The organism is Sulfitobacter geojensis (assembly GCF_000622325.1).
Lineage (GTDB): Bacteria > Pseudomonadota > Alphaproteobacteria > Rhodobacterales > Rhodobacteraceae > Sulfitobacter > Sulfitobacter geojensis.
On the sequence record NZ_JASE01000005.1, the window covers coordinates 3,493,565 to 3,519,262 of the forward strand.

Genomic DNA, 25,698 nt, shown 5'->3' on the forward strand with positions numbered 1-25,698 from the left:
TGACATGACACTCCCATCCTCCTCGAAAATCATCATCATTGGCGGCGGCATCATTGGCTGTTCCACGGCCTATCATCTGGCCCAGATGGGCCAGGACGTGCTGCTGCTGGAAAAGGCACAGCTTACGTCCGGTTCCACTTGGCATGCCGCCGGTCTTGTCGGGCAGTTGCGCTCCAGCGCCAACATTACGCAGTTGCTGGGCTATTCTATCGACCTTTATAACAAGCTTGAGGCGGAAACCGGCCTTGCCACGGGGTGGAAAATGAACGGCGGTTTGCGCCTTGCCTGTAATCAGGAACGCTGGACCGAAGTGCAGCGGCAAGCCACCACCGCCCATAGTTTCGGCCTTGATATGCAGCTGCTGACCCCGCAAGAGGCGCAGGACTTGTGGCCGCTGATGGACATCGGTGATGTTGTGGGGGCGGCGTTTCTACCGACCGACGGACAGGCCAGCCCCTCTGACATTACGCAGGCTTTGGCCAAGGGGGCCCGCGCAAAGGGCGCACAACTGCTGGAAAATACCCCCGTCACAGAAATCCTGACCGAAAAGGGCGAAATCACCGGTGTGCGCACGCCGCAGGGCGATATCGCTTGCGAAAAGCTGGTCCTGTGTTGCGGACAATGGACCCGCACCTTGGCCAAATCCATCGGGGTGACGGTGCCGCTCGTGTCGGTTGAACACCAGTATATGATCACCGAAGCCTTTGGTGTGCCTTCCGATTTGCCAACCCTGCGCGATCCCGACCGGCTGACCTATTACAAGGAAGAAGTTGGCGGTCTGGTGATGGGCGGTTATGAACCCAATGGCATCCCTTGGGCTCAAAACGGCATCCCCGATCCGTTTGATTTCCAATTGCTGGAATCCAATTTCGATCACTTTGAACAACTGGTCGAACTGGCCCTGCCCCGTGTTCCGGCCCTTGAGACAACTGGCATCAAAGAGCTGATCAACGGCCCCGAGAGCTTTACCCCCGACGGCAACTTCATCCTTGGGGAAGCGCCCGAAATGGCCAATGTGTTTGTCGGCGCGGGTTTCAACGCCTTTGGCATCGCATCAGGTGGCGGTGCCGGCATGGCGCTGGCCGAATGGGTCGCAAAGGGCGAACCACCCTATGATCTATGGCCTGTCGACATCCGCCGCTTTGGCCGCCCGCATACGGATGAAGATTGGGTGCGCGCCCGCACGATGGAAGCCTACGGCAAGCATTACACGATGGCATGGCCGTCCGAGGAACACAGCAGTGGCCGCCCCTGCCGCCGTTCGCCGCTATACGGCGCGTTGCAAAGCAGTGGCGCGGTGTTTGGCGAAAAACTGGGATGGGAACGCCCGAACTGGTTTGCACAAGCAGATGAAGCCCCGCATGATATTTACACCTTTGACCGACCGAACTGGCACGCCCCTGTCGGGCGCGAACATAAGGCCGCACGGGAAGCCGCAGTTCTGTTCGACCAGACCTCATTCGCCAAATTCATCCTCAAAGGTCCCGACGCAGAGGCCGCGTTGAGCTGGATCGCCGCCAACCGCGTAGACAAACCTGTGGGGACGATTATCTATACCCAGATGCTGAACGACCACGGCGGGATCGAATGCGATCTGACCTGCGTGCGCACAGCACAAGATGAATATTACATCGTCACCGGCACCGGCTTTGCCACCCATGATTTCAACTGGATTTCCCGCAACATCCCCGAAGGGATGAATGCGCAACTGGTCGATGTGACCTCTTCAAATGCGGTGTTGTCGCTGTTTGGCCCCAAAGCCCGCGAGATTCTGGAACAGTGCACACGCGATGATGTCAGCCACGATAACTTTGCCTTCGGTCAGGCCCGCACCATCGGCATCGCGGGTTGTCCCGTGCTTGCCCTGCGCATCACCTATGTCGGGGAATTGGGGTGGGAACTGCATTTGCCAACCGAATATGCGCTTACTGTCTTTAATGCGCTGCACGACGCGGGTGCGCCCCACGGGTTACGCAATGCCGGTTACCGCGCCATTGAAACCCTGCGGTTGGAAAAAGGGTATCGCGCGTGGAGCTCGGACATCGGACCGGATCACACACCGGACGAGGCCGGCCTTGGCTGGGCGGTAAAAATGAAATCGAACATCCCGTTCAAGGGCCGCGAGGCCGTGCAGGCCCAGCGCGACAGCGGCGTGAAAAAGATTATGGCAACCTTTACCTGCGCCGGCGATGTTATCCTGTCGGGGCGCGAAACGATCTATCGCAATGGCGAACGCTGCGGCTGGCTGTCCTCGGCGGGCTTTGGCCACACCTTGGGCAAAAGCATCGGAATGGGTTACGTGCGCAGCGATGAAACGATTGATAAAGAACATGTTTTATCCGGTGAGTATGAGCTGGAGGTGGCAACCCGCCGCGTCAAAGCAGAGGTCACTTTGGCCCCGCTTTATGATCCGAAGATGACAAAGGTAAAATCCTGACGGGGGTACGATCCGGCGCAAAGCTACGTTATCCTTTGTCAAAACCAAGACACGGAAGGCAAGGGTCATGAGCGACGCAAACAATCCGATCGCGTATATGCAGCGCACCCGCGACTACTATCTGGCGCTGGGGTATGGTGCCCCTTACGCATGGGCCAGCTTTGCCGAGGTACCGTTTACACCTTTGACAAAGCCCTTGGCGGACAGCACCGTTGCGCTGGTCACCACCGCGGCCCCCTATCAACCTGACAAAGGCGATCAGGGGCCCGGTGCCCCCTATAACGCTGCTGCCAAATTCTACGAAGTATATGACGCTCCCACCGCCGAAATCCCCGATCTGCGCATTTCGCACATCGCAATCGACCGCGATCATACAACGGCTGAGGACATGGGCAGTTACTTTCCACTTACCGCCCTGAAAAACGCGGCAGACGCCGGCAAAATCGGCAAGCTGGCGGACCGGTTTTTCGGCCTGCCCACCAACCGGTCACAGCGCACAACCATTGACGTGGATGGCCCCGCCTTGCTGGCCCACTGCCAGAAGCACAACATCGACGCTGCAATTTTTGTGCCCAATTGCCCCGTGTGCCATCAATCGGTGTCGATCGTGGCCCGCATTCTGGAACAGGCCGGCATCGCGACGGTCATCATGGGCTGCGCAAAAGACATCGTCGAACATGTCGGTGTTCCACGTTTCCTGTTCAGCGACTTCCCTTTGGGAAATGCGGCCGGACGGCCAAATGATCCGGCCTCGCAAACGGCAACTTTGGCGATGGCCCTGAACCTGTTGGAAACAGCCGATCATCCGCGCAGCACAGTGCAATCGGATCTTGTCTGGGTTGGTGCGCCTGATTGGAAAGACGACTATTCCAACCCCGCCAAACTCTCGCCCGAGGAAATCGCACGTCGAAAACAGGCGTTTGACGCCGGCAAGGTGGCGGCGAAAAAGGTTCTGAACGGCTAGGTTCAAGGTTCTTTGTGAAAGAGTGCCTGAAGCAGCCGGACCAGACGAAAACGTTTGTGCATAAGTGATGCAATATGCACACCCACACTCCGTAAACGTGATTTGCTCCTTTGCGCCAAATCCGGCATACTGGGCCAAAGGCAAAACAGGATCACCAAGGGGCAAACCCCATCGGTCCGCGGCAAAGGCAGTAACTATGGTTCGTTTATGTGTGGCGCTGGTGGCGCTTTTGGGGTTGGTAGCTTGCGGCGGATCGCGTTCGCCACGGGCGCAGGCATTTGATCAAGTGCAATTTGCATCCGGGCCCATTCAAAAGGCCTGTCAGGCGCAGGGGCGCAAGCAGGCCTCCCGGGCGCGCTGCGGCTGCGTACAGGCCGTCGCGAATCGCGAATTGTCGGCATCGGATCAGCGCCGCGGTGCGAAATATTTCAAAGACCCGCATGCCTTGCAGCAGGTTCGCCAGAATCAGGACAGCAATGCAGGGAACAAACGGTTCTGGGCTGTGTGGAAAGCATATGGCCAGCGGGCGGCACAGGTCTGTTCCGGCGTTTAGGGCTGGCCCATTTTTAAGGACAACGGACGGGAACTTTCAAAGTTTCCGCCGCCTTTCGCCGGTCAGCTCGCGTCGACCGGCGGGCCGAAACGGTCAATCAAACGCTCGGTAATCTGGTCACGGGCCGCGCGAAACTGAACCAACTTGGCCTCACGTGTTTCGCCAAGACCGGTGGGATCAAGGATCGGCCAGTATTCGACTTCCAAGTGAAAGAAACGCGTAAGTTCTAATGCGCGCCGTTGGCTGGCCGGAGACAAGGCAATGACCAGATCGAAGGAAGACAGGTCGTCGCCCCATTGTTCCATTTCATCGAAACTGCGTGAGCGATGGCGCGACAGTTCGACCTCCAGCTCGGCACAAACAGCGATCGAAAACCCGTCGATTTCAAGATCGTTTTTGACGCCAACAGACTGCACATAGGTGTCGGTGCCGTAGAATTTTTTCATGATCCCCTCGGCCATCGGGGAGCGTACCGCATTGTGATCGCAGCAAAAAAGGACGGATTGGGGGAGTGTTTCTGTCACTCAGCCTCCGAAATGCAGAACACAGATCAGGGTAAAGAGACGGCGCGCGGTGTCGCTGTCGATTTCCGCCTTGCCCTCAAGACGTTCCTGCAACACGCGGCTGCCTTCGTTGTGAATACCGCGCCGCGCCATGTCGATCGTCTCGATCTGGCTGGGCGGTAATTTCTTCACCGCATCAAAGTAGGATTCGCAAATCTGGAAATAATCTTTGACCACCTGCCGGAACGGGCCAAGCGACAGGTGGAATTCTGCGGCTTTTTCTTCGGTTTCGGTTTCAACATCAAACACCAGCCGCTTGTCGCGGATCGACAGACCAAGGTGGTAAGGCCCTTGTGCAACCGGACGTTCATCGCGCGAAGGCAGCACAAAGGTATTGTCCTCAAGCAGATCGAAGACAGCGACCTTGCGCTCTTGCTCGATCTCCGGCGTGGGCGGCGGCAAGTTGGCGTCATCAAGGCGAATTTGAACGAGGCGGGACATGCGCGGGCGCATCCTTTTATGAGCGGTGTTGGTTCAGAGATACGCCAGCGGGCGGCCGCTGGCAATGTCGCCCGCCCCAAGTTGGTGACTGGTGACGTGAGGGAGTCAGCGGTTCAGCCGGTCCAGACGTGCCGTAACACTTAAACCGTGCGCCTCGAGGCTTTCGGAGGTGGCCAACCGTTCAGCCGCAGGACCAATCGCGCGCAGGGCATCCGGGGTCATCCGCGCCAGCGTCGTGCGCTTCATAAAGTCGAGAACCGAAAGCCCTGATGAGAACCGCGCAGAACGGGCGGTGGGCAAGACATGGTTCGGTCCACCGATGTAATCACCGATCGCTTCAGGCGTCCATTGACCGAGGAAAATCGCGCCCGCATGGGTGATCTTCGCGCTCAAGCCGTCAGGGTCCGCGACGCAAAGCTCAAGGTGTTCGGGCGCGATGCGGTTGGAAAGTGCAGCTGCCGCATCAAGATCGGGCACCGTGATGATCGCCCCGAAGTCGCGCCAGCTTGGCCCGGCAATCGCACGTCGCTCAAGTGTTTCGAGACGCTTTTCGACAGCCTGCGTAACGGCCTGACCAAAGGCCGCATCTGTGGTGATCAAAATGGATTGCGCGCTTTCGTCATGTTCGGCCTGTGACAGCAGATCAAGCGCGATCCAGTCGGGATCATTATCGCCATCCGCAATCACAAGGATTTCCGACGGACCAGCAATCATATCGATCCCGACCTTACCGAAAACACGGCGTTTCGCAGCGGCGACAAATGCATTGCCGGGACCGGTGATTTTATCGACAGGCGCAATTGTGTCCGTACCATAGGCGAGCGCCGCCACGGCCTGCGCCCCGCCGATGCGGTAGATTTCATCAACGCCCGCGATATGGGCCGCCATCAGCACAAGCGGGTTCAAAATACCGTCAGGCGTTGGCACCACCATGGCAAGCCGCTCCACCCCTGCAACTTTGGCAGGGATCGCGTTCATCAAGACGGAGCTTGGATAGCTGGCAAGACCGCCCGGCACATACAGCCCGGCCGCGGATACGGGTGTCCAACGCCAACCAAGGGTTGCGCCAGCCTCGTCCGTCCACTCCGCGTCTTCGGGAAGCTGGCGGGCGTGGTAGGCGCGGATGCGCGTGGCGGCGAGTTCCAACGCGGTTTTGTCTTCGCTGCTGACCTCATCCATCGCGTCTGCGATTTCTTCAGCCGTGATGCGCAAGGTGTCCGGCGTCAGGGCGATCCGGTCGAATTTGGTGGTTACATCGATCACCGCGGCATCGCCACGGCTGCGCACATCCGCGATGATCTCGGCCACCACAGCGTCCACATCCGGGCTGTCCTCGCGTTTCGCATTCAGCAGGTTTTGAAACGCCGCTTCGAAGTCGGGGGCCAAGGCATTGAGGAAGATGGGCATATAAGGGTCGCTCCGAAAGTGTTTTGAGGCCGCTCTGTCCATCGCTAGAACCTGCGCATGTTGACCGTGCGGACAGTATTTTGTGCCAAAAAGAGGAGAAGGACGGCGTGATTTTATTCAGGATGCTGTGGCAGTTTTTTCGACGGCGCAACATAGGGGCGCGTCACATCCTTCAGCGTCACCTCGATTGCTTCGACGTTCAGGCGGATGGCCCCGTCGCCCGCAAGCGTCAGCGTCAAATGCCCTGAGGGGGCGGTGGTTTCGTCAAAGTCGAGGGAAAGCAGCGACAGGATTGTGTCGGCGTCCCCCTTGGGCACATCCTGACTCGCAACGCCCTGAACCGTTTTGAACATCAGGACGGATTGCACGCGTTCGGGGGCGTGACGGTTTTTACCGCCGTCTTCCCAGCGGACACGGTTCAGCAACACGGCAAAGCGCCCTGCCTTGCGTTCCCAGCGCATTTCCGAAGCAGGAAACACCGCGTCCTGCACAAGGGACGAAATGACCTTGAGGTCGTCGACATCCATCGCACCCAGGTTCAGCGGTGCCTCAGCTCCATCTTCGAAACGCGCGTCCTCGGTCATTATTCCTTGATCCGTTCGATGTCTGCACCCACGCCGCGGAATTTCGCGACCACATGTTCATACCCGCGATCCAGGTGGTACACACGGGCAACTTTGGTTTCCCCCTCAGCGGCAAGACCGGCAAGGATCAATGAGACAGAAGCGCGCAAATCGGTGGCCATTACCGGCGCACCTTTCAGCTTTTTCACGCCCTTAACCGTCGCCGTACCGCCCTGTACGTCAATATTGGCCCCCATGCGTTCCAGTTCGGGCGCATGCATAAAGCGGTTTTCAAAGATCTTTTCCTCAAGCACGGATGTGCCATCAGCGATACACAAAAGCGCCATCATCTGCGCCTGCAAATCCGTCGGAAAGCCGGGGAAGGGTTCCGTCGTGACGTCCACGGCGCGAATGCTGCCATTCTTGCGCGCCACTTTAAGGCCCTTTGCCGTTTCCGTGACGGAAATGCCCGCAGCGTCGAGTTTTTCACAAAAGGCAGACAAAAGGTCGATGCGACCGCCCAGCAATTCCACCTCGCCACCGCAAATCGCGGGGGCCAGCATATAGGTGCCCAATTCGATTCGGTCGGTGACAACCTTATGTGTCGCCCCGTGCAGGCGGTCGACGCCCTGAATGGTGATCGACGGGGTGCCGTCACCCTCAATCTGCGCGCCCATTGCGCGCAGGCAATCGGCAAGATCCACGATCTCTGGCTCGCGCGCGGCATTGTTGATCACCGTGGTGCCTTTGGCCAGCGTGGCGGCCATCATGATGTTTTCGGTAGCCCCGACAGACGCGAAAGGAAAATCGATCACTGCCCCTTTCAGCCGCCCGCCCTGTGCTTTGGCGTGCAGATACCCGTCGCGCAGTTCAATTTCGGCCCCCATCAGCGTCAGCCCGTCCGTATGGATGTCCATGGGCCGTGCACCAATGGCACAGCCACCGGGCAGTGACACTTCGGCATGGCCTTCGCGCGCCAGCAATGGCCCCAGCACAAGGTTGGACGCCCGCATTTTGCGCACAATATCATAATCCGCATGGGTGTTGATCGGCCCCTGGCTCGACATGGCCAGCACCTTGCCCTCCTGAAGCGCGGACACTTCGGTGCCCAGCGAGCCCAGCAGTTCGGTCATCGTACGAATGTCACTGAGGCGCGGTGCATTAGTCAGCGTCAGCGGCTCCTCGCTCAGCAAGGTGGCAGGCATCAAAGTAAGGCAGGCGTTTTTCGCACCTGCAATCGGAATGTCGCCTTGCAGCTCTTTGCCGCCTCTGACCAGAATTGAATCCATGCTACTCGCTTTCCTCGGTGGCCCCTTTGGGGTCTGTGTTTTCGGCCGCCCTGCCCCGTGCCTGTGCCTTGCGCCGGCCCATGTTTGCCTTGAGGGCAGCCTTAAGCCGTTCTTCGCGCGCTTGCGCTTTTGTTTTATGTGTCGGGGACGTCTTGCCTTGTGTCATGTGGCCTGTCTAGCGCAGGGTTGCGCAAGGGTCCAGATTTCGGTTGCAGTGTTTTTGGTTTGCGGCTAATCAGCGCCCACATCAGCTGTAGTAGCTCAGTGGTAGAGCGCGTCATTGGTAATGACGAGGTCGGGAGTTCAATCCTCCCCTACAGCACCATGATCCTTTCACAACATTCTGAACGATACGATCGGGCGCGTTTGATGGGCTGCCTGACTGCCTTTGCCGATTTGCAAGCAAGCCATGGGCGAAGGCGCAATATGCCATTATGAGGTTCCGGTGTTGCTCTTCTCGCATCTGCTTAAAAAGAAAGTTTCAGGGAACCCGGCAGGTCAGACGCATGCCATATATAAGGGCAACACCTGCAAAATCTGGCGGCCCCGGAAGGACTCGAACCCTCAACCTCGGACTTAGAAGGTCCTTGCTCTATCCAGTTGAGCTACGGAGCCGCTGTGGCCGTTTTCACGCAAAATCAAAAGCTATGCAAGGTGCCATGTGCCCCGTCTGGCACCGGTTGACGTCTGGCGATTTGCGGCATCGTTGCGGGGGGCGCCCTTTTTTAAAAAACGACGCGCGGCTCTCAAGAGACCATAGAACTTCGCGCTTTTGCGCTCATGTTGAAACGCCACGCCGGCTTGGTAATTCCCTGTCGGCAGCTTTATCCTCCGCAACTTGTGTCTTGCCGCGGCCGACTGCCAGTTCGTAAAGCCCGCAGCAACCACTACCGCGCTTTGCAACAATCACGGCAACTACAAGTTTGCAAATGAGAACAAAACATGAACAATACTGTGCGTGTATGATCACCGATTCCTCATATGGGCAGATTCTGCCATTCCCGCAGCCGGTCACCTTCGGGCGGCCTGCGCTGACCGATGTGCTGTGCGCAAAAACCGGCGATGCGGGGGCAATCAGCATTGTATTGGCAGAACTGGGTCAATCCGATCAGCCCATTGTCTGGGTGCAGGATTATCCGGCACGCCGCGAGAACGGTCAGCTTTATGCGGCTGGCCTGCGTTCGTTTCAGGTCACGCAGCCGATTTTGCGCATTACGGTCAGCCATCCGCGCGATGTTCTATGGGCGATGGAAGAAGCGGCGACTTGCGCGGGTTTGTCCGCCGTGATTGGCGAAGTTCATGGTGCGCCAAATGTGCTGAACTTCACAGCCACCAAACGATTGGCCATGCGGGCCGAGGTGTCGGGCATTCCCTTGTATCTGATCCGCAGTGGCGACCCCGGTGTGCTGAGTGCGGCCCGCGCACGATGGCGCGTAGCATCCTTGCCGTCCCAGCCAAATCCACACGACCCCAATGCCCCCGGAAAGGCGCAGTGGGATCTGGATTTGTTCCGCGCAAGGGGGCGCGAACCGGGCCGTTGGGTGGCGCAATATGACACGCAAGCCACAAGAGTCACAGATCGTCTCGGTCTGGTTCCCCGATCTGACCTTCGAGCGTTGGAAACGGGTGATCAGCGCGTATCGGACCGCGCCGGGCAGTGACGTGCCTGTGGTTTTGTCCCGTGAAGACACGCATGGCCCCGTTGTCTACAGCATCAACCAAGCGGCAAAAGAACGCGGTGTCAGCATCGGCGAACGCGTTGTTGATGCACAGGCGATTCATCCTGATTTGCATGTCGAGAGCGCTGATCTGGACGGTGATCAGGCCCTCATGCAGCGCCTTGTCTACTGGTGCAGGCGGTGGTGTCCCTGGACGGCTCAGGACGGCGTAGACGGGCTTTATATGGACGTGACAGGTGCTGCGCATTTATTCGGAGGCGAAGCGCGGATGCTGCACGATATGGTGCAACGTTTTGCGCTTCAAGGACTGACTGCGCGGTTGGCGATGGCCCCGACACCGGGGGCCGCGCAGGCATTGGCGCGATATGGGGCGCAGTATCAGATCACCGCGCAGCAGGATTTGATATCGGCTTTATCCTCACTGCCCGTGGCAGCTTTGCGCCTCACGCCTGACATGGTGCGTTTGCTCAACAGGCTTGGTCTCAAAGAAATCGGCGCACTTGCCGCTGTGCCCCGTGCCGCTTTGATGCAACGGTTCTCTGCTATACCGCCGGATCGCAATCCGCTGATGCTGATGGACCGCGCCTTCGGGGCAAGCCCTGATCCATTAAACGCCCCGCCGGATCATATCCAGTTCATCGTCCGCGCGCGCTTGGCAGAGCCTGTGATTGATCCCGCTCCCCACCTCAAAGGGCTTGTTGAGGATCTGTGCCATGACCTTGCCGATGCAGAACAAGGCGCACGACACCTGTGTTTGACGATCTACAGGATCGATAGCGAATGGCGTACGGTGCAACTGGCAACCGCCGCCAGCAGCCGTGATCCCGCCCACCTGTTGCGTTTGTTTGACGGCAAGCTGGATGGCATTGATCCCGGTTTTGGCTTTGATTTGCTCACGCTGGAGGCCATTCAGGTCGAACCTCTTTCGCGCATACAGCAAAGCCTTGATGGCAAGCGTAACGTACAAGCGGACATCGCAGGGCTGGTGGACAGGCTAACCGCGCGGCTGGGCCGTGATAACATCACGTGGTCCACATGGCGCGAAAGCCATATCCCTGAACGTATGGAGGGCCGAGTGCCCGCCTTACAGGGGGGGCCCTCGGATGCGCCCGAACTGCCGCACGAGCGCCCTATCCGCATAGTTGATCCCCCTGAAGAAGTCCGCGTGATCTACGCCGTTCCCGAAGGCCCGCCTTCGCAGTTTCGCTGGCGTGGTGTGCTTTACAAATCGACCCGTCATGCAGGACCTGAACGCATCGCCCCCGAATGGTGGCGCGACCGCCCCGGCACACGTTTGCGCGACTATTACAAAGTCGAGGTTCAGGATGGCCGTCGCTTTTGGCTCTACCGCCAAGGTGTGCTGCATGACGGGCGTGGCGATGATCCACGCTGGTTTATGCATGGGTTTTTCGCCTGATGCCGCAACAGGAAACACATCCGCGTCGCACGTTGGGCGCTGAGGATTTCAAGCCCAATCCGCCCAGCCCCTATGTTGAATTCGGGCTGGCCAGTTGCTTTTCGTTTTTACGCGCGGCTTCTGACGCGGTGGATCTAACCGCAACGGCCAACGTGCTTGGCTACGACCGGATCGGCATTGCCGATCGCAATACTTTGGCCGGTGTGGTGCGCATCCATACCGAAGCGGCAAAAGCCTGCATTCATCCGCTGATCGGGGCGCGTCTGGTGCTGCTTTGTGGCACGCAATTTCTGGCCTATCCACAAGACCGCGCGGCCTATGCGCGGCTGTCGACACTTTTGTCGCTCGGCAAAATGCAGACGTCAGATGGCACATGGCAGACCAAAGGCGAGACGCATCTGACGCTTGAAATGCTGCGCGATCATGCCGGGGGGCTGCATCTGATCGTGATGCCACCGGAAAATCTGGATGTGTTTGAAGCAGGCCTGCCACGTCTCGTTCAAACGCTACCTGATCTGGCCTATGTCGGCGCGACATACCTTTATCGGGGCGATGATCGCGCACGGATCAACAGGCTTGATACGCTGGCCCGCGCATATGGTCTGGCTATTCTCGCGACAAATGATGTGCTGTACCACGCGCCCGATCGTCGGCCGCTCCATGATGTTATGGTCGCAATTCGCGAAGGCGTGTCTGTACCCAAAGCCGGGTTCTTGCTGGGGGTAAACGCCGAGCGCCACCTGAAATCTCCCGCCGAGATGTGTCGTCTGTTTGCCGATTGGCCTCATGCGATTGCAGCTACACGCGCACTGGCTGACAGGATCACATTCCAACTGTCCGACCTACGCTATGAATACCCGCATGAAATCGTGCCAACCGGCAAGACGGCCCAAACCCAGCTTGAACAGCTAACATGGGACGGTGCCAAAACCCGCTATCCCGATGGCATACCTGATCATGTCACCGCACTGATCCACAAAGAATTTGCATTGATCAAAAGCAAAAAGATCGCCCGTTACTTTCTGACTGTCTACGACATCGTCCGCTTTGCCCGCCACGAGGCACAGCCGCCAATCTTGTGTCAGGGGCGGGGGTCGGCGGCGAACTCTGCGGTGTGTTTCTGTCTTGGCGTCACATCCGTGGACCCCAATGAAACCAGCGTATTGTTTGAAAGATTTATCAGCGAAGCACGTGACGAGCCACCTGATATTGACGTCGACTTTGAACACGAACGCCGTGAAGAGGTGATCCAGTACATCTACGGCAAATACGGTCGGCATCGTGCCGGCCTCTGCGCGACGGTCATTCACTACCGCCCGCGTTCGGCGATCCGTGAGGTCGGCAAGGCCATGGGCCTATCCGAGGATGTGACCTCGAAACTGGCAGGCACGATATGGGGCAGTTTCGAAGGGCAGATGGACGATGACCGCGCCAAAGAAGCGGGGCTTGATCTGTCCGATCCCTATCTGCGCATCGTTTTGAAACTGGCCAAACAGATGATCGGAATGCCGCGCCATTTGTCCCAGCATGTGGGCGGATTTATTCTGACCGAACGCCCTTTGACCGAAATTGTCCCTATTGGGAATGGCGCTATGCCAGAGCGCAGCTTTATTGAATGGGACAAGGATGACATCAACGCTTTGGGAATCTTCAAAGTGGATGTTCTGGCGCTAGGAATGCTGACCTGCATCGCAAAGTGCTTTGACCTTTTGGAAGCGCATTACGATCAGCGGTTTGAACTCGCAACGGTCCCACAAGACGACGCGGCCACATTTGATATGCTGTGCGAGGGCGACAGTCTTGGCGTCTTTCAGGTCGAAAGCCGCGCGCAGATGGCGATGCTGCCCAAATTGCGCCCGCGTGTTTTTTACGATCTGGTGATCGAGGTCGCCATCGTACGGCCCGGGCCCATCCAAGGGGATATGGTGCATCCATATTTGCGCCGTCGGCAGGGACTTGAGGCTGTCGATTATCCATGCCCCGGGCCCGAGCATCCCCAAAATGAACTGAAAAACATTCTGGAGCGCACCATGGGCGTGCCGATTTTTCAAGAGCAGGCCATGCAAATCGCCATGGACGCCGCAAAATTCACGCCTGCCCAATCCAATGCATTGCGTAAAGCCATGGCGACCTTCCGCTCACGCGGGACGATTGAACAGCTGCAATCGCAAATGGTCGGCAATATGATTGAACGGGGCTATGATCCCGTGTTTGCGCAACGCTGCTTTGACCAGATCAAGGGCTTCGGCGAATACGGTTTTCCCGAAAGCCATGCGGCAAGCTTTGCCAAGCTGGTCTATGTCTCCAGCTGGATGAAATGCCACTACCCTGCGGCCTTCGCCTGCGCGCTACTGAATTCGCAGCCCATGGGTTTTTACGCCCCAGCACAAATCGTCCGCGATGCGCGCAATCACGGGGTCGAAGTCCGTGATGTGGATGTGAATTACTCTGACTGGGATTGCACGTTAGAGCCTTCGGGCAACGGGTTTGCCTTACGGCTGGGCATGCGATTGGTCGATGGCATGAGCAAAGAGGCCAGCTTGCGGATCATGACAGTACGGGACAGGCCCTTTGTCGATCTTCCAGATATCAAGGAACGCGCGGGACTTGACCTTAAAGCCACCCGATCTTTGGCAACGGCAGATACAATGCGTTCTATGGGGATTGATCGACGGCAGGCACTTTGGCAAGCGCAAGCCATCAAGGACGCCCCGACTTTACCAATCTTCGCGCATGCGAATGCCAGCTCCCGTGGCATTGACCCAAAGGTCACATTGCCCAAAATGCCAAAGGCCGAACATGTGGTTGTGGATTATCAAACGCTGCGGTTGTCCCTGAAAGCCCATCCAATGTCATTCTATCGTGCAAGCCTTAGGAAACAGGGGTTTGCGGCCTCATCCGATCTTACGCAGATGCCGCATGGCCAGCGCGTTTCACTCGCGGGGCTGGTGTTGATACGGCAAAAACCGGGCAGCGCAAAAGGCGTTTGCTTTATCACACTCGAAGATGAAACAGGCGTTGCAAACCTTGTGATCTGGCCAAAGATGTTCAAGGCATATCGCCCCGTCATCATGGCCGCGCGACTATTGGTCGTCAAAGGCCGCGTGCAAACCGACGGACGCGTGATCCACGTGGTCGCCGATGATCTGCAAGATCGTAGCGACCGCCTGTCCGGCCTATCTGATGTTCACTTATCTGCAATCACGACACGTGGCGATCATCCAACCCACCCGATACCGGGACAGGTCGGTATCAAAGGTCACCCCCGCAACGTGCGGGTCATTCCAAAATCACGTGACTTCCATTAGAAACACCTCAGCCCAACATGCCTTATGCCGGCATGCGCAGCGCCGTCCGACTGGAACGCCCATCTCACTGACATGTTACAGAAAATAATCGCCCAGAGAGATCGTAAGATCGGCAGAAATGCCGCGACAGTATGCTTAACGCACCATCGGAAACCTTCAACGTCTCGGGTAGTGGCGGACCGAGGAGGATTCGAACCCCCGACCCCCTGATTCGTAGTCAGGTACTCTATCCAGCTGAGCTATCGGTCCACTGAGAGGCGGTTTAGTTGGCTCGCTTGGGGTTTGCAAGCCCCTGTTTGATGCAAATCGGCACAAATATCAAAGGACGTAAATCGTGCCGTCACCTTTCGGCAATGTCATGCGGAATTGCGTGCCCGAAGCGCCCGTCCTGGACAACACAAGCTGTCCGCCGTGGCCTTTCACCAGCTCTGCTGCAATGGCAAGGCCAAGCCCCGAGCCCCCCTTGCGCGCGCCCCCTTGAAACGGGGTGAACAGATGCTCTTGCGCTTTCGCAGGCAGGCCGGGCCCCGTATCAGTCACCTCGATGATCCACGCACTGTCGGTTTCATCCGCCTGCACCGAAATTTCGCCGCCCTGCCCGGCGCTCGCCAAAGCCTGACGGGCATTGCGGACCAGATTCGAAATCACGCGGTAAAGCTGTTCAGCATCCGCACGCACCATCATCCCCGCGGGGACATCGATGGCGTAACTTATCGCATGATCGCCGCTGGCCAGTTTTTCACCCTCGACCGCATCTTCGACCACAGTTTCAAGCAGCGCCATGGTCAAGGTCGGTCCCGGCTCTTCGGCCTTACCGAACGCAAGCGTGCTTTCACACAGATGCACCGCACGGGTGATCGACCCGACGAGTTTGGGGGCCATACGTTTGACAACCGGATCCTCGGACATTTCGATCCGGTCTGTGAACAGTTGCGCCGAGGTCAGGATGTTACGCAAATCATGGCTGATCTTGCTCACCGCTGATCCCAATTGCGCCAGGCGCTCCTTTTGCTTGAGCGCCTGTGTCAAATCGGTTTGCAGAGTCATCAGCGCCATTTCGGCTTCGCGCAGTTCGGTAATGCTGGCAGAGGGCTCGATAATGCGGCGGGCATCTTCGGGGGCGCGGGCATAGCGCTGCATATGACCGACAACCCCTTTGATCGGTTTAAGCAATAATGCCCGCAGTGCCAGAAACAATAGAACAGCGGTAATCACGGAAATCACCGCGGACAGCACAAGAATACGCTTGCCGTAATCAAACATCGCCATGCGCAACGGGGCGGTTTCCATCGTGATCTCGATCAGCAACCCGGCATCACGCACCGGCGCACCGATGACGCGCACGATTTCGCCTTCCGGTTTGACCATCCGCCGCAACGCATCGCGGATCAGGGTCACGGCCGCGGCATCGCGCAGATCAAAGGTTTCCGCGACGGCTTGCGGCATGTTCGTGGACAGTACCAGCTGCCGCGCCTCGTCACGGCGCAGCACAACGTTGAACACTTCGGCGTTGCGCAGCAGTTCACTTTCCAGTTCGGGGTCCAGCATGTCGTCGGCCAACAGCGCAAGCGACGCGATCTGCGCCCGCTCCAGCCGGTTCAGCATGTAATCTTCACGAAAACGCGCGATGGAGGGCACAAAGATCAGGATTTCGGCAATCATCACAAAGACGGTTGTCAGAATCAAAAGCCGGCCGGAAAGAGAGTGGAACATCCTACCCTACCGGATTGAAATCGCGGCAGGGGCGTCGTCGCAGACGCGCGCCGCCCCTGTCACACCGCAGCGGCGCGTCATGGCAGAAACCGTTGCACAAAACCGACCACACGTTTCACCAGATCACTTTCGAACAGGCGCGGACTGAAATAGGCCCCCGCCGCGCGTTTGTTGATCTCGCCGATTGTAGGATAAGGTGCAACCATAGCGGCAATCTGGCTCATTTTCAGTCCATTGGCCAGTGCCAAGGCCCACAGGTTGATCAGCTCTCCGGCCTGATAGCCGACAATAGATGCGCCCACGGGACGCCCCTTCACAACCATCACCTTGATAAAACCCTTGGTCTTGCGTTCGGCGATCGCCCGGTCGTTATGATGATAGTGGAACCGCACGACTTCCAGCTTGCTACCGTGCTTTTCCTTGGCCTGCGCTTCGGTCAGCCCGACTTGGGACAACTCGGGATCGGTATAGGTCGCCCAAGGGATATGCGTGGTCTTGGCCTTGGAAGGCAGACCGAACAGCATCGAACGGATGATCACCCCGGCATGATATCCCGCAACATGGGTAAATTGCAGCCCACCTGCCACATCCCCGATGGCATAGACCTTTCGGTTACTCGTGCGCAGGCTGTCATCGACTTTAATGCCCGATTTGCTCGGCTCGACCCCTGCTTTCTCCAGATCCAGCTTGTCCGTATTGGATTTGCGCCCCACGGCCATCAGCAAATGGGTTCCCTTGAAAACGCGCCCGTCCTTGGCCTCGACCTCGATTGCGCCCGCTGTGCCACGCACCTCTGACGCCAACGCGTCCTCTTCAATCACGACACCCTCGTCGCGCAAACTGTCCAGCACCACAGCGGCGAGTTCGGGATCGTCCTTGCCCATGGCCTTGCCGCCTTCGATTACCGTTACTTTGGACCCCATGCGGATATGTGCCTGCGCCATTTCCATGCCGATGGGGCCACCGCCGATGATCAACAGATGCTCGGGCTTTTCACGTAAGTCGAACAAGGTTTCATTGGTCTCATAGGGCACTTTGTCCAAACCGGGGATCGGCGGCACAAGAGGCGACGAACCTGTTGCGATCACGATCCGGCGCGCCTTGATCACCATATCCCCCGCCTGCACCTCGTCAGCAGAGATAAAGCGCCCGAATTCACGGATCACATTGATCCCGAATCCTTCAAACCGTTCCTGACTGTCTACCGGTGCGATCTGGGCGATCACGTCGGCCACGTGGTCCTTGGCCGCGGCATAATCCACCACGCCGGCAGCATCCGCCACACCATATTGCGCTGAATGTTGCTGGCCATAAGCCGCCTTGCCGCTGGCGATCAATGCCTTGGACGGCACACAGCCGTAATTCAGACAATCGCCCCCCATCTTGTGCCCTTCCAACAGGACGACATCCGCCCCCATCTGCGCCGCACCTGCCGCCACAGAAAGCCCGCCAGAGCCCGCGCCAATAATAAGAACGTCAGTTTTGATCCGGTTCATTTCACAAGTTCCTTTTTGCCGGTCACGGCTTTGATCAGGACGGGCAGCACGGACAATGCCGTCAGCCCCAGTATGGGCAACAAGATGTGCGGCTCAAAGATAATGCCAAGGTTTGGCGTTTCGCCGCGGGCAAAAACTTCGCCCAGCCCCGCCCCCACAGAGGTATAGACAAGACTGCCTGGAATGATTCCCAGAAAGGTAGAAACCGCAAAGCGGAACAGCGGTACACCGACAAAGGCGGGAATCAAGTTGGCGACAAAGAACGGCACCGCCGGCACCAGCCTGATGAAAAACAGCATCGACCACTGGTTTTCATCAATCCCCTTCTTGACCTTGGCGACCATCCCGTCGGAGGCGTCCATCTTTTCCTTCAATCGGTTTCCCAGTCCCATACGCGCCGCAAGGAAGATCAGGATCGCGCCAAGCGTCGCCCCGGTCACGTTGAACGCTGTGCCCAGAACCGTGCCAAACAAAAAGCCCCCCGTAAGCGTCACGATCACCGCACCGGGCAGAGAAAACCCGACGACCGCGACGTAAACCGCTATGAACATGAGCACGGTCAACAAAAAGTTGTCATCCCGAAAGGCCAGCAGCGCCTCGCGATTGTCGCGCAGCACATCAAAACTGATGTAGTCCCGCAGGGTGAACGCGCCGATCACCGCAACGATAGCAATCGCGATCAGCGGCAAATACCGCTGAAGGCCGGACCTTGTCGTTGCCGTTTCACTTCTATCACCCATGCATCGCACCTTTTCTAATCGCTTTATCCGTTGTTACACCCTAACTGGCCCGCCAGACCCCGCGAAGATAGCCCGATCACGGGCGCTTGAACGCCAGTGTGCCGTTTCGTGATGTATCCGCGTTCTGGAACCGGTATTGAAACATTCGAACCGCCCTCGTGGTGGAAAATGTTGCACATCTGCGCATTTTCCCTGCCATGGGGTTTGACTTGCGCCGGACACCCCCGTAATGAGCGGGCTTGAAATACTGTTGTCCCTGCGAATCCGGGACAGCCCGACACATTATGGAGAGAGCGCATGAAACGCACCTTTCAACCCAGCAACCTCGTTCGCAAACGCCGTCACGGCTTTCGGGCGCGTATGGCCACAAAAGCGGGCCGCAAGATCATTAACGCGCGCCGTGCCCAAGGCCGGAGCAAGCTGAGCGCGTAAAGCGTCTCACTGCGTTGAAGACATGACACCGCCGGAGGCCCCAATGGATGGCAACAACGCCGCCAGAGGGAATTCACCTCCGGCGGTTTCGTCGCGTCCGGTCGTCTTGACCCAACGCGCCGATTTTCAGCGCGCCTCAAGGGCGGCCCATGTGGCCAAGCCCGGTTTTGTGCTGCAAATGCGCAAACGTCGCGACGATGAAACCTGCCCGCCCGAACGCGTCCGCGTCGGGTTCACCTGCTCTAAAAAGGTCGGCAATGCGGTTGCGCGCAACCGTGCCAAACGCAGGCTGCGTGAAATCGCCCGCCTTGCCCTGACCCAACGTGGCCAGCCCGGTCATGATTATGTGTTGATCGGGCGCAGAGGGACGACGGCGGATCTTCCCTTTACGCAGCTGCAAGCAGACTTTGACGCCGCTCTCGACATCTTGCACGGCGTCCGGAAATGACGCCGTTTGCCCGCATTCTATCCATGCCGGTCCGCGCCTACCGCCTGGTTTTCAGCCCCTGGGTCGGCTTCAACTGCCGCTATCACCCGACCTGCAGTGCCTATGCCTTGGAATCGCTAGAGAAACATGGCGGACTGAAAGGCAGCTGGTTGGCCGCGCGGCGCATCGCCCGCTGTCATCCTTGGGGGGCATCAGGCATCGACAATGTCCCCGACTGACACGTCGCGCCACGGCGGCGCTTGATCGGGCCTGCCGCTTGATCTAAGCCAGCCACATGCTGGACAAACCCGACGATATTCACGCCCTGTTTCACGGTGCCCCCCAAACAACGGAGTTCAAAAAGCTCCGCAAACGTCTTGTGCGGCAGACCCGCGAGGCGATTGAACAATACGGGATGATCGAACCGGGCGGCAAATGGCTGGTTTGCCTGTCGGGTGGAAAGGACAGTTATACCTTGCTGGCCGTGCTGCACGAACTGCAATGGCGCGGATTGCTGCCGGTGGAACTGCTCGCCTGCAACCTTGATCAGGGGCAACCCGGATTTCCTGCAACGGTTCTGCCCGAGTTTCTTGACAAAATGGGCGTGCCCCACCGGATCGAATACCGCGACACCTACTCCATCGTCATGGATAAAGTCCCCGAGGGGCGCACCTTTTGTGCACTGTGTTCACGGCTTCGGCGCGGCAACTTGTATCGAATCGCCCGCGAAGAAAACTGCACTGCCGTTGTCTTGGGCCATCACCGCGACGACATTCTTGAAACCTTTTTCATGAACCTTTTTCACGGTGGTCGTTTGGCAACGATGCCGCCTAAGTTGCTGAATGAAGAGGGTGATCTGCTGCTTTACCGCCCCCTTGCCCATGTATCCGAAGCAGATTGCGAAAAGTTCAGCCGTGCGATGAACTATCCGATTATTCCTTGCGATCTTTGCGGCTCGCAAGACGGGTTGCAGCGCCAACAGGTCAAACAGATCCTTGATGGGTGGGAGGCAAACACGCCGGGTCGTCGCGAGACCATGTTCCGCGCCCTGATGAACGCACAGCCCTCCCACCTTCTGGACCCAAAACTGTTTGATTTCGCAGGCCTTGGGCGCAGTATCTGAGCAATTTTAATCATATTCTGATCAACCATTGAGGGCGCGTTAACACACGGCACACTGCTTTGGCGCTAAATTCACCCCTGTTGCGACGCCGTTTCGTCGCCTACAGGAGTCGGCCCATGCTGCAATCTTGGCCCCGTTCGCTTCAACGCTTGCGACAGCGATTTGCGCTTGTCCTGACAGGTCCGCCTGCTTTGGCTTTTGTTCCTGCGCTGTGTCTGGCCGCGTTCTGGTTCGGCGGGGAGGGCGCGCTTGTTGTGCTGGCCGGTTTGCTGCCAGTCCTCTATCTGGCCGGCGGCAATTTCCACGGGCGCACTGCCCTGACGGGCGAAGTGAACACCGGCATTCTGCCGCGCAATGTGTTTGAAGAATTCACCAGTCACACGCATCAGAAGTTGCAAGCAACAGGGGCGCATTCGGCAACGCTGTTTCTGGTCATTGAAGAATTCGAACAGGTTGCCGAACGCTTTGGCCAAGCGGCCGCCGACACAGTCGCCCAACGTGTCGGCGAAAGGATACTTGCGACCCTGCGTGCGGGAGACAAGGTCGGCCAGATGGGTGATTCCCGCTTTGCAATCTGTGTCGCCCCTGTCCGTCATCTTGACCTTGAACTCTGCATCCAGCTTGCAGGTCGCATTCAATCCGCCGTTGAGGAGCCGGTTTCGGTGGACGGCACCGGCATCTATATTTCAGCGTCCGTCGGCTTTTGCCAACACAGCCGCGCGCCCGGAAAAACAGGTGCGGATTGGCTTGAAGCGGCTGCAATTGCCCTGCGCGAGGCGCAAAAGCGCGGCCCCTCTGCCATTCGCGCCTTTTCCGAACAGATGCGTCAGGCCAGCAAGGCCAGCGCCGAGTTGCGGGATGAAGTTGTCCGCGCGTTGGAGGGCGGGCAAATCCAACCGTGGTTCCAGCCGCAAATCTCCACCGACACCGGCCGAATTACCGGATTCGAGGCGCTTGCCCGTTGGTCACACCCCGATCGCGGTATGATATCACCGGCCGAGTTTCTTCCAGCGGTTGAGCAGGCGGGCCAGCTTGAGCGTTTGGCCGAGGTTATGATGTATCACTCCTTTGCCGCACTCAAAGCATGGGACGGTGCCGGTGTGGACGTCCCCCAGGTGGGCGTGAACTTTGCCGGATCAGAACTGAACAACCCTAAACTGATTGACAAAATCCAATGGGAACTGGACCGGTTCGAATTGACGCCAAACCGCCTTGCTGTGGAAGTACTGGAAACAGTTGTAGCAACGGCACCGGACGATATGATCACCCGCAATATCAACGCCTTGGGGGAACTCGGTTGCCGCATTGACCTTGATGATTTCGGCACTGGTCACGCCTCGATCGCCTCAATCCGACGGTTCTCGGTGAGCCGGATCAAAATCGACCGCTCCTTTGTGATGAAAGCAGACCGCGACCCCGAGCAACAGCGCATGATCAGCGCGATCCTCACCATGGCCGAACGTCTGGATGTTGAAACTCTCGCCGAAGGTGTCGAAACCGTGGGCGAACATGTGCTGCTGGCACAACTGGGCTGCAATCATGTGCAGGGGTTCGGCATTGCACGCCCCATGCCCTTTGAAAAAACCCTCGACTGGATTGACCGTCACAACACCAAGCTGGAGGATGTCCCCCACATCATGAACAATAAAAGCCAGTAGTGCGCCCCCAATACACCGTCGCCTCAACGCAGGTTCTTCGCAAGTGCGTTAAACCGACTGTCCAGCGACAAACCACGCTTCACCGATGGAGGCCAAAAGCGCGCCAGCATCGCAAAGTCATTGCCATATCCGCCCATACCAATGGGCATATGGTCCCCAATGGCCCGAATCCGCTTGACCTTTAGGGCTGCACTCTGTTGAACCACCCTAGTTTTCGGCAGACATTCAGGTGGCTCTCCCCATGGACGATCAGAACAAAAATCTTATCCTCGCAACAGCACTCAGCTTTGTTGTGATCCTGATCTGGTTCGTCCTTTTTCCGCCGCCGGAACCGGATACCCCTGTCGACGGCACGGTCCAGACTACCGCAAACACGCCCGCTGATGCCACGGTTCCTGTCGTAACGGCAGAAGGCGACGCCCCTGCTGTGATCAGCACCGCGCCCCAAACACGTACCGAAGCGCTTCAGGCTGCCCCTCGCGTTCAGATCGAAACACCCAGCCTGACCGGCTCTATCTCCCTGATGGGCGGGCGGATCGACGATCTGCAACTCAAGGGCTACCGGACGTCGACCGATGATGGCGCGCCTATCGTGACCATGTTGTCGCCTCAGGGCTCGCTTGACGCCTATTACGCCTTGCAAGGTTGGGCCGCAGGCGCGGGCATTGAAGCCAACGCTGTTCCGGGCCCCGACACGCAATGGACACTCAGCGCGGGCGATATCCTGGGCGTTGGCAACCCTGTTTCCCTAAGCTGGGACAACGGTGCCGGACAGACCTTTGGTCGCACAATTTCTGTCGACGAAAACTTCATGTTCTCGATGTCGCAAACCGTAACCAACAATGGCGACGCACCTGTCACTCTCGCACCTTACGGGATGATCGTTCAGCACACACAGCCCGATGATTTGGAAAACTTCTTTATTCTGCACGAAGGTGCTGTTGCCATCGCGGATGACGAACTGTCCGAAACCGACTGGGACGACATTGCCGAAGCCGAAGTTGACCCAGCATGGGGCCGTCAGGCCATCGTCCAAGAGGACGTGACCCAAGGCTGGATCGGCTTTACCGACCACTTCTGGCAGGCCATTCTGATCCCAAGCGAAGGGCAAACATTTGATCAGGCACTGACCTATGACGCCCGCAGCGACATCTATCGTGCGGTGACGCGCCTGCCCACCCAAACCATCGCCGCAGGTGCATCGACGGAGGTCACGACCCAACTGTTTGCAGGTGCAAAAGAATGGGCAATCCTGCGCGATTACGAAGACGCAGGCGTTCCGAAATTCATCGACAGCATTGACTGGGGCTGGTTCTTTTTCCTGACCAAGCCGATCTTCTGGCTGTTGCACGAAATCAACAAACTGATTGGTAACATGGGCTGGGCCATCATCGGCCTGACGCTGATCATCAAGGCTGTGCTCTTCCCGCTGGCCTATAAATCCTATGTGTCCATGGCCAAAATGAAAGAGCTTCAGCCAGAGATGGAAAAGCTCAAGGAAGCCGCAGGCGATGATCGTCAAAAGATGCAGCAAGGCATGATGGAGCTGTACAAGAAGAACAAGGTGAACCCCGCCGCGGGTTGTCTGCCGATCCTCTTGCAGATTCCGATCTTCTTCTCGCTCTACAAAGTGATCTTTGTCACAATCGAACTGCGTCACGCCCCGTGGTTCGGCGTTTTCCAAGATCTGTCCGCCCCTGATCCAACGTCGATCTTTAACTTCTACGGTTTCGCACCTTGGGGCACACCGGAACCCGGCAGCATCATGGCGCTTGTCTTTATCGGTATCCTGCCGCTTTTGCTGGGCATATCCATGTGGTTGCAGCAGAAACTCAATCCGGCGCCCACCGACCCGACCCAGCAGATGATTTTTGCGTGGATGCCTTGGGTCTTCATGTTCATGCTCGGCAGCTTTGCCAGCGGGCTGGTCGTCTACTGGATCGCGAACAACACGATCACATTTACCCAGCAATATCTGATCATGCGCAGTCAGGGCTACAAACCCGACCTGATGGGCAACATCAAAGGCAGCTTTAAACGCAACAAGGCACCCGATGCCGCCAACGCGCCCAAAGCACCGTCCGGCAAGAACAAAAAGTGATGCAAGTTACGGCGCTCTACCGGCATCCGATCAAAAGCCATGGCCGCGAAGCCATGGATCGGGTGCGGCTGGAAGCCGGTCAGTCCATGCCCAACGACCGCCGCTGGGCGGTGGCGCATGACAATGCCAAAGCCGACGGGACGAAATGGGCCCCATGCGCCAATTTCAGCATCGGATCGAAAGCGCCCCAGCTTGCAGCCATCAATGCCGTGCTGGACGACGCGACGGATACCGTCACCCTGACCCATCCCGACCGTGACCCGTTGACCATCCACCCGATGCGCGATGCAGAACAGTTGATCGCTTGGGTCATGCCTCTTGTGCCACAAGATCGCGCCTTGCCTGCACAGGTGATGGAATTGGTCGGACGCGGATTTACCGATGCGCCTTTTGCCTCGATCTCTCTGAACAGCGTCGCCTCCCATCGTGCCGTCGAAGCTTTGGCACAATCCGCGCTCTCACACCTGCGCTGGCGGGGCAACATCTGGTTTGCCGGTGCTGCCGCCTGGGATGAATTCGAGTGGCTTGATCGTGATCTGGCCTTGGGCGGTGCCGTGCTGCGCGTCAAGGAACGTATCAAGCGGTGCAAGGCCACAACAGCGAATCCTGAAACCGGTGCGCGCGACGTCGATACCCTGCGGGCGCTGAACATCCTTGGCCATCAGGATTTCGGCGTTTATGTCGAAGTAACGCAAAGCGGCGAGATTGCCGTTGGCGACCAACTGGAGCTTTTGTGATGCAACTCGCCTTTCCCGTGGCCGAAGAACCCGATCCGCAAACCTTGGAAAAGGGCCGCCTGCTGTTTGCCGGTGAAACCGCTTTTGTCAAAGGTGTGGTCGCCATGGATGGCCTGCCCGACCCTGACCGGATGGAAGTTTGTTTTGCCGGTCGTTCCAATGTCGGGAAATCCACGCTGATCAATGCCTTGACCGGCATGAAAGCGTTAGCGCGGGCCTCAAACACCCCCGGCCGTACACAGGAAATCAATTTTTTCACGGCTGCTGACGCACATTACCTCGTCGATCTGCCGGGCTATGGCTATGCCAACGCCCCCATTCCGGTCGTCGAAAAATGGCAACGGTTGTTAAAACAGTACCTGAGCGGGCGCCAAACCCTGCGCCGCGCCTTTCTGCTGATTGATGCACGCCACGGCGTGAAAAAAGTCGATGAAGAAATCATGAGCCTGCTGGACAGTTCCGCGCTGACCTTTCAGGTCGTGTTGACCAAGGCCGACAAGGTCAAGGAAGTCGACCGCGAGAAAGTGCTGGATCAGGTACGCGGCGCGCTGTCAAAACACCCTGCTGCCTATCCCGAAATTGTGGTGACCTCATCGGAAAAAGGCTGGGGCATCCCGACGCTTCGTGCCATCATCGCCACACTCGAATAA

At 57.9% G+C, this 25,698-nt stretch carries 23 protein-coding genes and 3 tRNA genes; 15 read left to right on the plus strand and 11 right to left on the minus strand.

Annotation, left to right across the window (positions count from 1 at the left end):
- Positions 1-4: 4 nt before the first annotated feature.
- The 3 genes from Z947_RS0119070 (at position 5) to Z947_RS0119080 (ending at position 3,954) form a co-directional block, all read left to right on the plus strand.
- Positions 5-2,437 carry a GcvT family protein gene (locus Z947_RS0119070; protein ID WP_025045880.1) on the plus strand — a complete coding sequence of 811 codons (2,433 nt, stop codon included), beginning with the start codon at positions 5-7 and terminating at the stop codon, positions 2,435-2,437.
- Positions 2,438-2,504: 67 nt separating this feature from the next.
- A complete protein-coding gene (locus Z947_RS0119075; protein ID WP_025045881.1) occupies positions 2,505-3,401 on the plus strand; it encodes a glycine reductase in 897 nt (298 codons plus the stop codon).
- 196 nt (positions 3,402-3,597) lie between these two features.
- A complete protein-coding gene (locus Z947_RS0119080; protein ID WP_025045882.1) occupies positions 3,598-3,954 on the plus strand; it encodes a hypothetical protein in 357 nt (118 codons plus the stop codon).
- A gap of 62 nt (positions 3,955-4,016) precedes the next feature.
- Here the strand turns inward: Z947_RS0119080 and Z947_RS0119085 are convergent, their stop codons facing one another.
- The 6 genes from Z947_RS0119085 to Z947_RS22250 form a co-directional block, all read right to left on the minus strand.
- On the minus strand, positions 4,017-4,478 hold the full coding sequence (locus Z947_RS0119085) for an arsenate-mycothiol transferase ArsC (protein ID WP_025045883.1): 462 nt from the start codon (positions 4,476-4,478) through the stop codon (positions 4,017-4,019).
- Positions 4,479-4,958 carry a UPF0262 family protein gene (locus Z947_RS0119090; RefSeq protein WP_025045884.1) on the minus strand — a complete coding sequence of 160 codons (480 nt, stop codon included), beginning with the start codon at positions 4,956-4,958 and terminating at the stop codon, positions 4,479-4,481.
- Between the two features lie 105 nt (positions 4,959-5,063).
- Positions 5,064-6,365, minus strand: coding sequence for a histidinol dehydrogenase (gene hisD / locus Z947_RS0119095; RefSeq protein WP_025045885.1), 1,302 nt, complete (start codon positions 6,363-6,365; stop codon positions 5,064-5,066).
- A gap of 113 nt (positions 6,366-6,478) precedes the next feature.
- On the minus strand, positions 6,479-6,949 hold the full coding sequence (locus Z947_RS0119100; RefSeq protein WP_025045886.1) for a DUF2948 family protein: 471 nt from the start codon (positions 6,947-6,949) through the stop codon (positions 6,479-6,481).
- The gene (gene murA, locus Z947_RS0119105; RefSeq protein ID WP_025045887.1) at positions 6,949-8,217 is read right to left on the minus strand and encodes a UDP-N-acetylglucosamine 1-carboxyvinyltransferase; all 1,269 of its coding nucleotides are present in this window, start codon (positions 8,215-8,217) and stop codon (positions 6,949-6,951) included. Before murA ends, Z947_RS0119100 begins: the two co-directional genes overlap by 1 nt.
- A gap of 1 nt (position 8,218) precedes the next feature.
- Positions 8,219-8,383 carry a hypothetical protein gene (locus Z947_RS22250; RefSeq protein ID WP_169737477.1) on the minus strand — a complete coding sequence of 55 codons (165 nt, stop codon included), beginning with the start codon at positions 8,381-8,383 and terminating at the stop codon, positions 8,219-8,221.
- An 84-nt stretch (positions 8,384-8,467) separates the two neighbouring features.
- Between Z947_RS22250 and Z947_RS0119115 the strand changes: the two genes are divergently transcribed.
- Positions 8,468-8,542, plus strand: a tRNA-Thr gene (locus Z947_RS0119115).
- Positions 8,543-8,755: 213 nt separating this feature from the next.
- On the opposite strand, the gene Z947_RS0119120 is transcribed toward Z947_RS0119115, so the two are convergent.
- Positions 8,756-8,832, minus strand: a tRNA-Arg gene (locus Z947_RS0119120).
- A gap of 347 nt (positions 8,833-9,179) precedes the next feature.
- Here Z947_RS0119120 and Z947_RS0119125 point away from each other — a divergent pair.
- Genes Z947_RS0119125 through Z947_RS0119135 form a run of 3 tightly spaced genes read left to right on the plus strand, consistent with a single transcriptional unit; the run spans position 9,180 to position 14,621 of the window.
- The gene (locus Z947_RS0119125; RefSeq protein ID WP_025045888.1) at positions 9,180-9,878 is read left to right on the plus strand and encodes an ImuA family protein; all 699 of its coding nucleotides are present in this window, start codon (positions 9,180-9,182) and stop codon (positions 9,876-9,878) included.
- Complete coding sequence (locus tag Z947_RS0119130) at positions 9,769-11,313, plus strand: Y-family DNA polymerase (protein WP_081781184.1); 1,545 nt, start codon at positions 9,769-9,771, stop codon at positions 11,311-11,313. Before Z947_RS0119125 ends, Z947_RS0119130 begins: the two co-directional genes overlap by 110 nt.
- Entirely contained in the window at positions 11,313-14,621 is a 3,309-nt protein-coding gene (locus tag Z947_RS0119135) for an error-prone DNA polymerase (RefSeq protein ID WP_025045890.1), read from the plus strand. Before Z947_RS0119130 ends, Z947_RS0119135 begins: the two co-directional genes overlap by 1 nt.
- A 172-nt stretch (positions 14,622-14,793) precedes the next feature.
- Here Z947_RS0119135 and Z947_RS0119140 read toward each other — a convergent pair.
- From Z947_RS0119140 to Z947_RS0119155, 4 genes are all read right to left on the minus strand, one after another.
- Positions 14,794-14,870 (minus strand) — tRNA-Arg (locus Z947_RS0119140).
- Between the two features lie 69 nt (positions 14,871-14,939).
- Entirely contained in the window at positions 14,940-16,334 is a 1,395-nt protein-coding gene (locus tag Z947_RS0119145; protein WP_025045891.1) for a sensor histidine kinase, read from the minus strand.
- Positions 16,335-16,411: 77 nt separating this feature from the next.
- Complete coding sequence (locus Z947_RS0119150; RefSeq protein WP_025045892.1) at positions 16,412-17,830, minus strand: dihydrolipoyl dehydrogenase family protein; 1,419 nt, start codon at positions 17,828-17,830, stop codon at positions 16,412-16,414.
- A complete protein-coding gene (locus tag Z947_RS0119155; protein ID WP_025045893.1) occupies positions 17,827-18,570 on the minus strand; it encodes a TVP38/TMEM64 family protein in 744 nt (247 codons plus the stop codon). The genes Z947_RS0119150 and Z947_RS0119155 overlap by 4 nt, the downstream gene beginning before the upstream one ends.
- A gap of 297 nt (positions 18,571-18,867) precedes the next feature.
- Between Z947_RS0119155 and rpmH the strand changes: the two genes are divergently transcribed.
- The 8 genes from rpmH (at position 18,868) to yihA (ending at position 25,698) form a co-directional block, all read left to right on the plus strand.
- Complete coding sequence (gene rpmH, locus Z947_RS0119160; protein ID WP_025045894.1) at positions 18,868-19,002, plus strand: 50S ribosomal protein L34; 135 nt, start codon at positions 18,868-18,870, stop codon at positions 19,000-19,002.
- A gap of 22 nt (positions 19,003-19,024) precedes the next feature.
- Positions 19,025-19,450 (plus strand): ribonuclease P protein component, encoded by a 426-nt coding sequence (gene rnpA, locus Z947_RS0119165; protein ID WP_025045895.1) that lies wholly within the window; start codon positions 19,025-19,027, stop codon positions 19,448-19,450.
- Positions 19,447-19,668, plus strand: a complete 222-nt coding sequence (gene yidD, locus Z947_RS0119170) for a membrane protein insertion efficiency factor YidD (protein WP_025045896.1) — start codon at positions 19,447-19,449, stop codon at positions 19,666-19,668. The genes rnpA and yidD overlap by 4 nt, the downstream gene beginning before the upstream one ends.
- Before the next feature lie 56 nt (positions 19,669-19,724).
- Positions 19,725-20,552, plus strand: coding sequence for a tRNA 2-thiocytidine(32) synthetase TtcA (ttcA, locus tag Z947_RS0119175; RefSeq protein WP_025045897.1), 828 nt, complete (start codon positions 19,725-19,727; stop codon positions 20,550-20,552).
- Between the two features lie 116 nt (positions 20,553-20,668).
- On the plus strand, positions 20,669-22,210 hold the full coding sequence (locus Z947_RS0119180; RefSeq protein ID WP_025045898.1) for a putative bifunctional diguanylate cyclase/phosphodiesterase: 1,542 nt from the start codon (positions 20,669-20,671) through the stop codon (positions 22,208-22,210).
- Between the two features lie 241 nt (positions 22,211-22,451).
- The gene (gene yidC / locus Z947_RS0119190; RefSeq protein WP_025045899.1) at positions 22,452-24,311 is read left to right on the plus strand and encodes a membrane protein insertase YidC; all 1,860 of its coding nucleotides are present in this window, start codon (positions 22,452-22,454) and stop codon (positions 24,309-24,311) included.
- The gene (locus tag Z947_RS0119195) at positions 24,311-25,048 is read left to right on the plus strand and encodes an MOSC domain-containing protein (RefSeq protein ID WP_025045900.1); all 738 of its coding nucleotides are present in this window, start codon (positions 24,311-24,313) and stop codon (positions 25,046-25,048) included. The genes yidC and Z947_RS0119195 overlap by 1 nt, the downstream gene beginning before the upstream one ends.
- Positions 25,048-25,698 (plus strand): ribosome biogenesis GTP-binding protein YihA/YsxC, encoded by a 651-nt coding sequence (gene yihA, locus Z947_RS0119200; protein ID WP_025045901.1) that lies wholly within the window; start codon positions 25,048-25,050, stop codon positions 25,696-25,698. The genes Z947_RS0119195 and yihA overlap by 1 nt, the downstream gene beginning before the upstream one ends.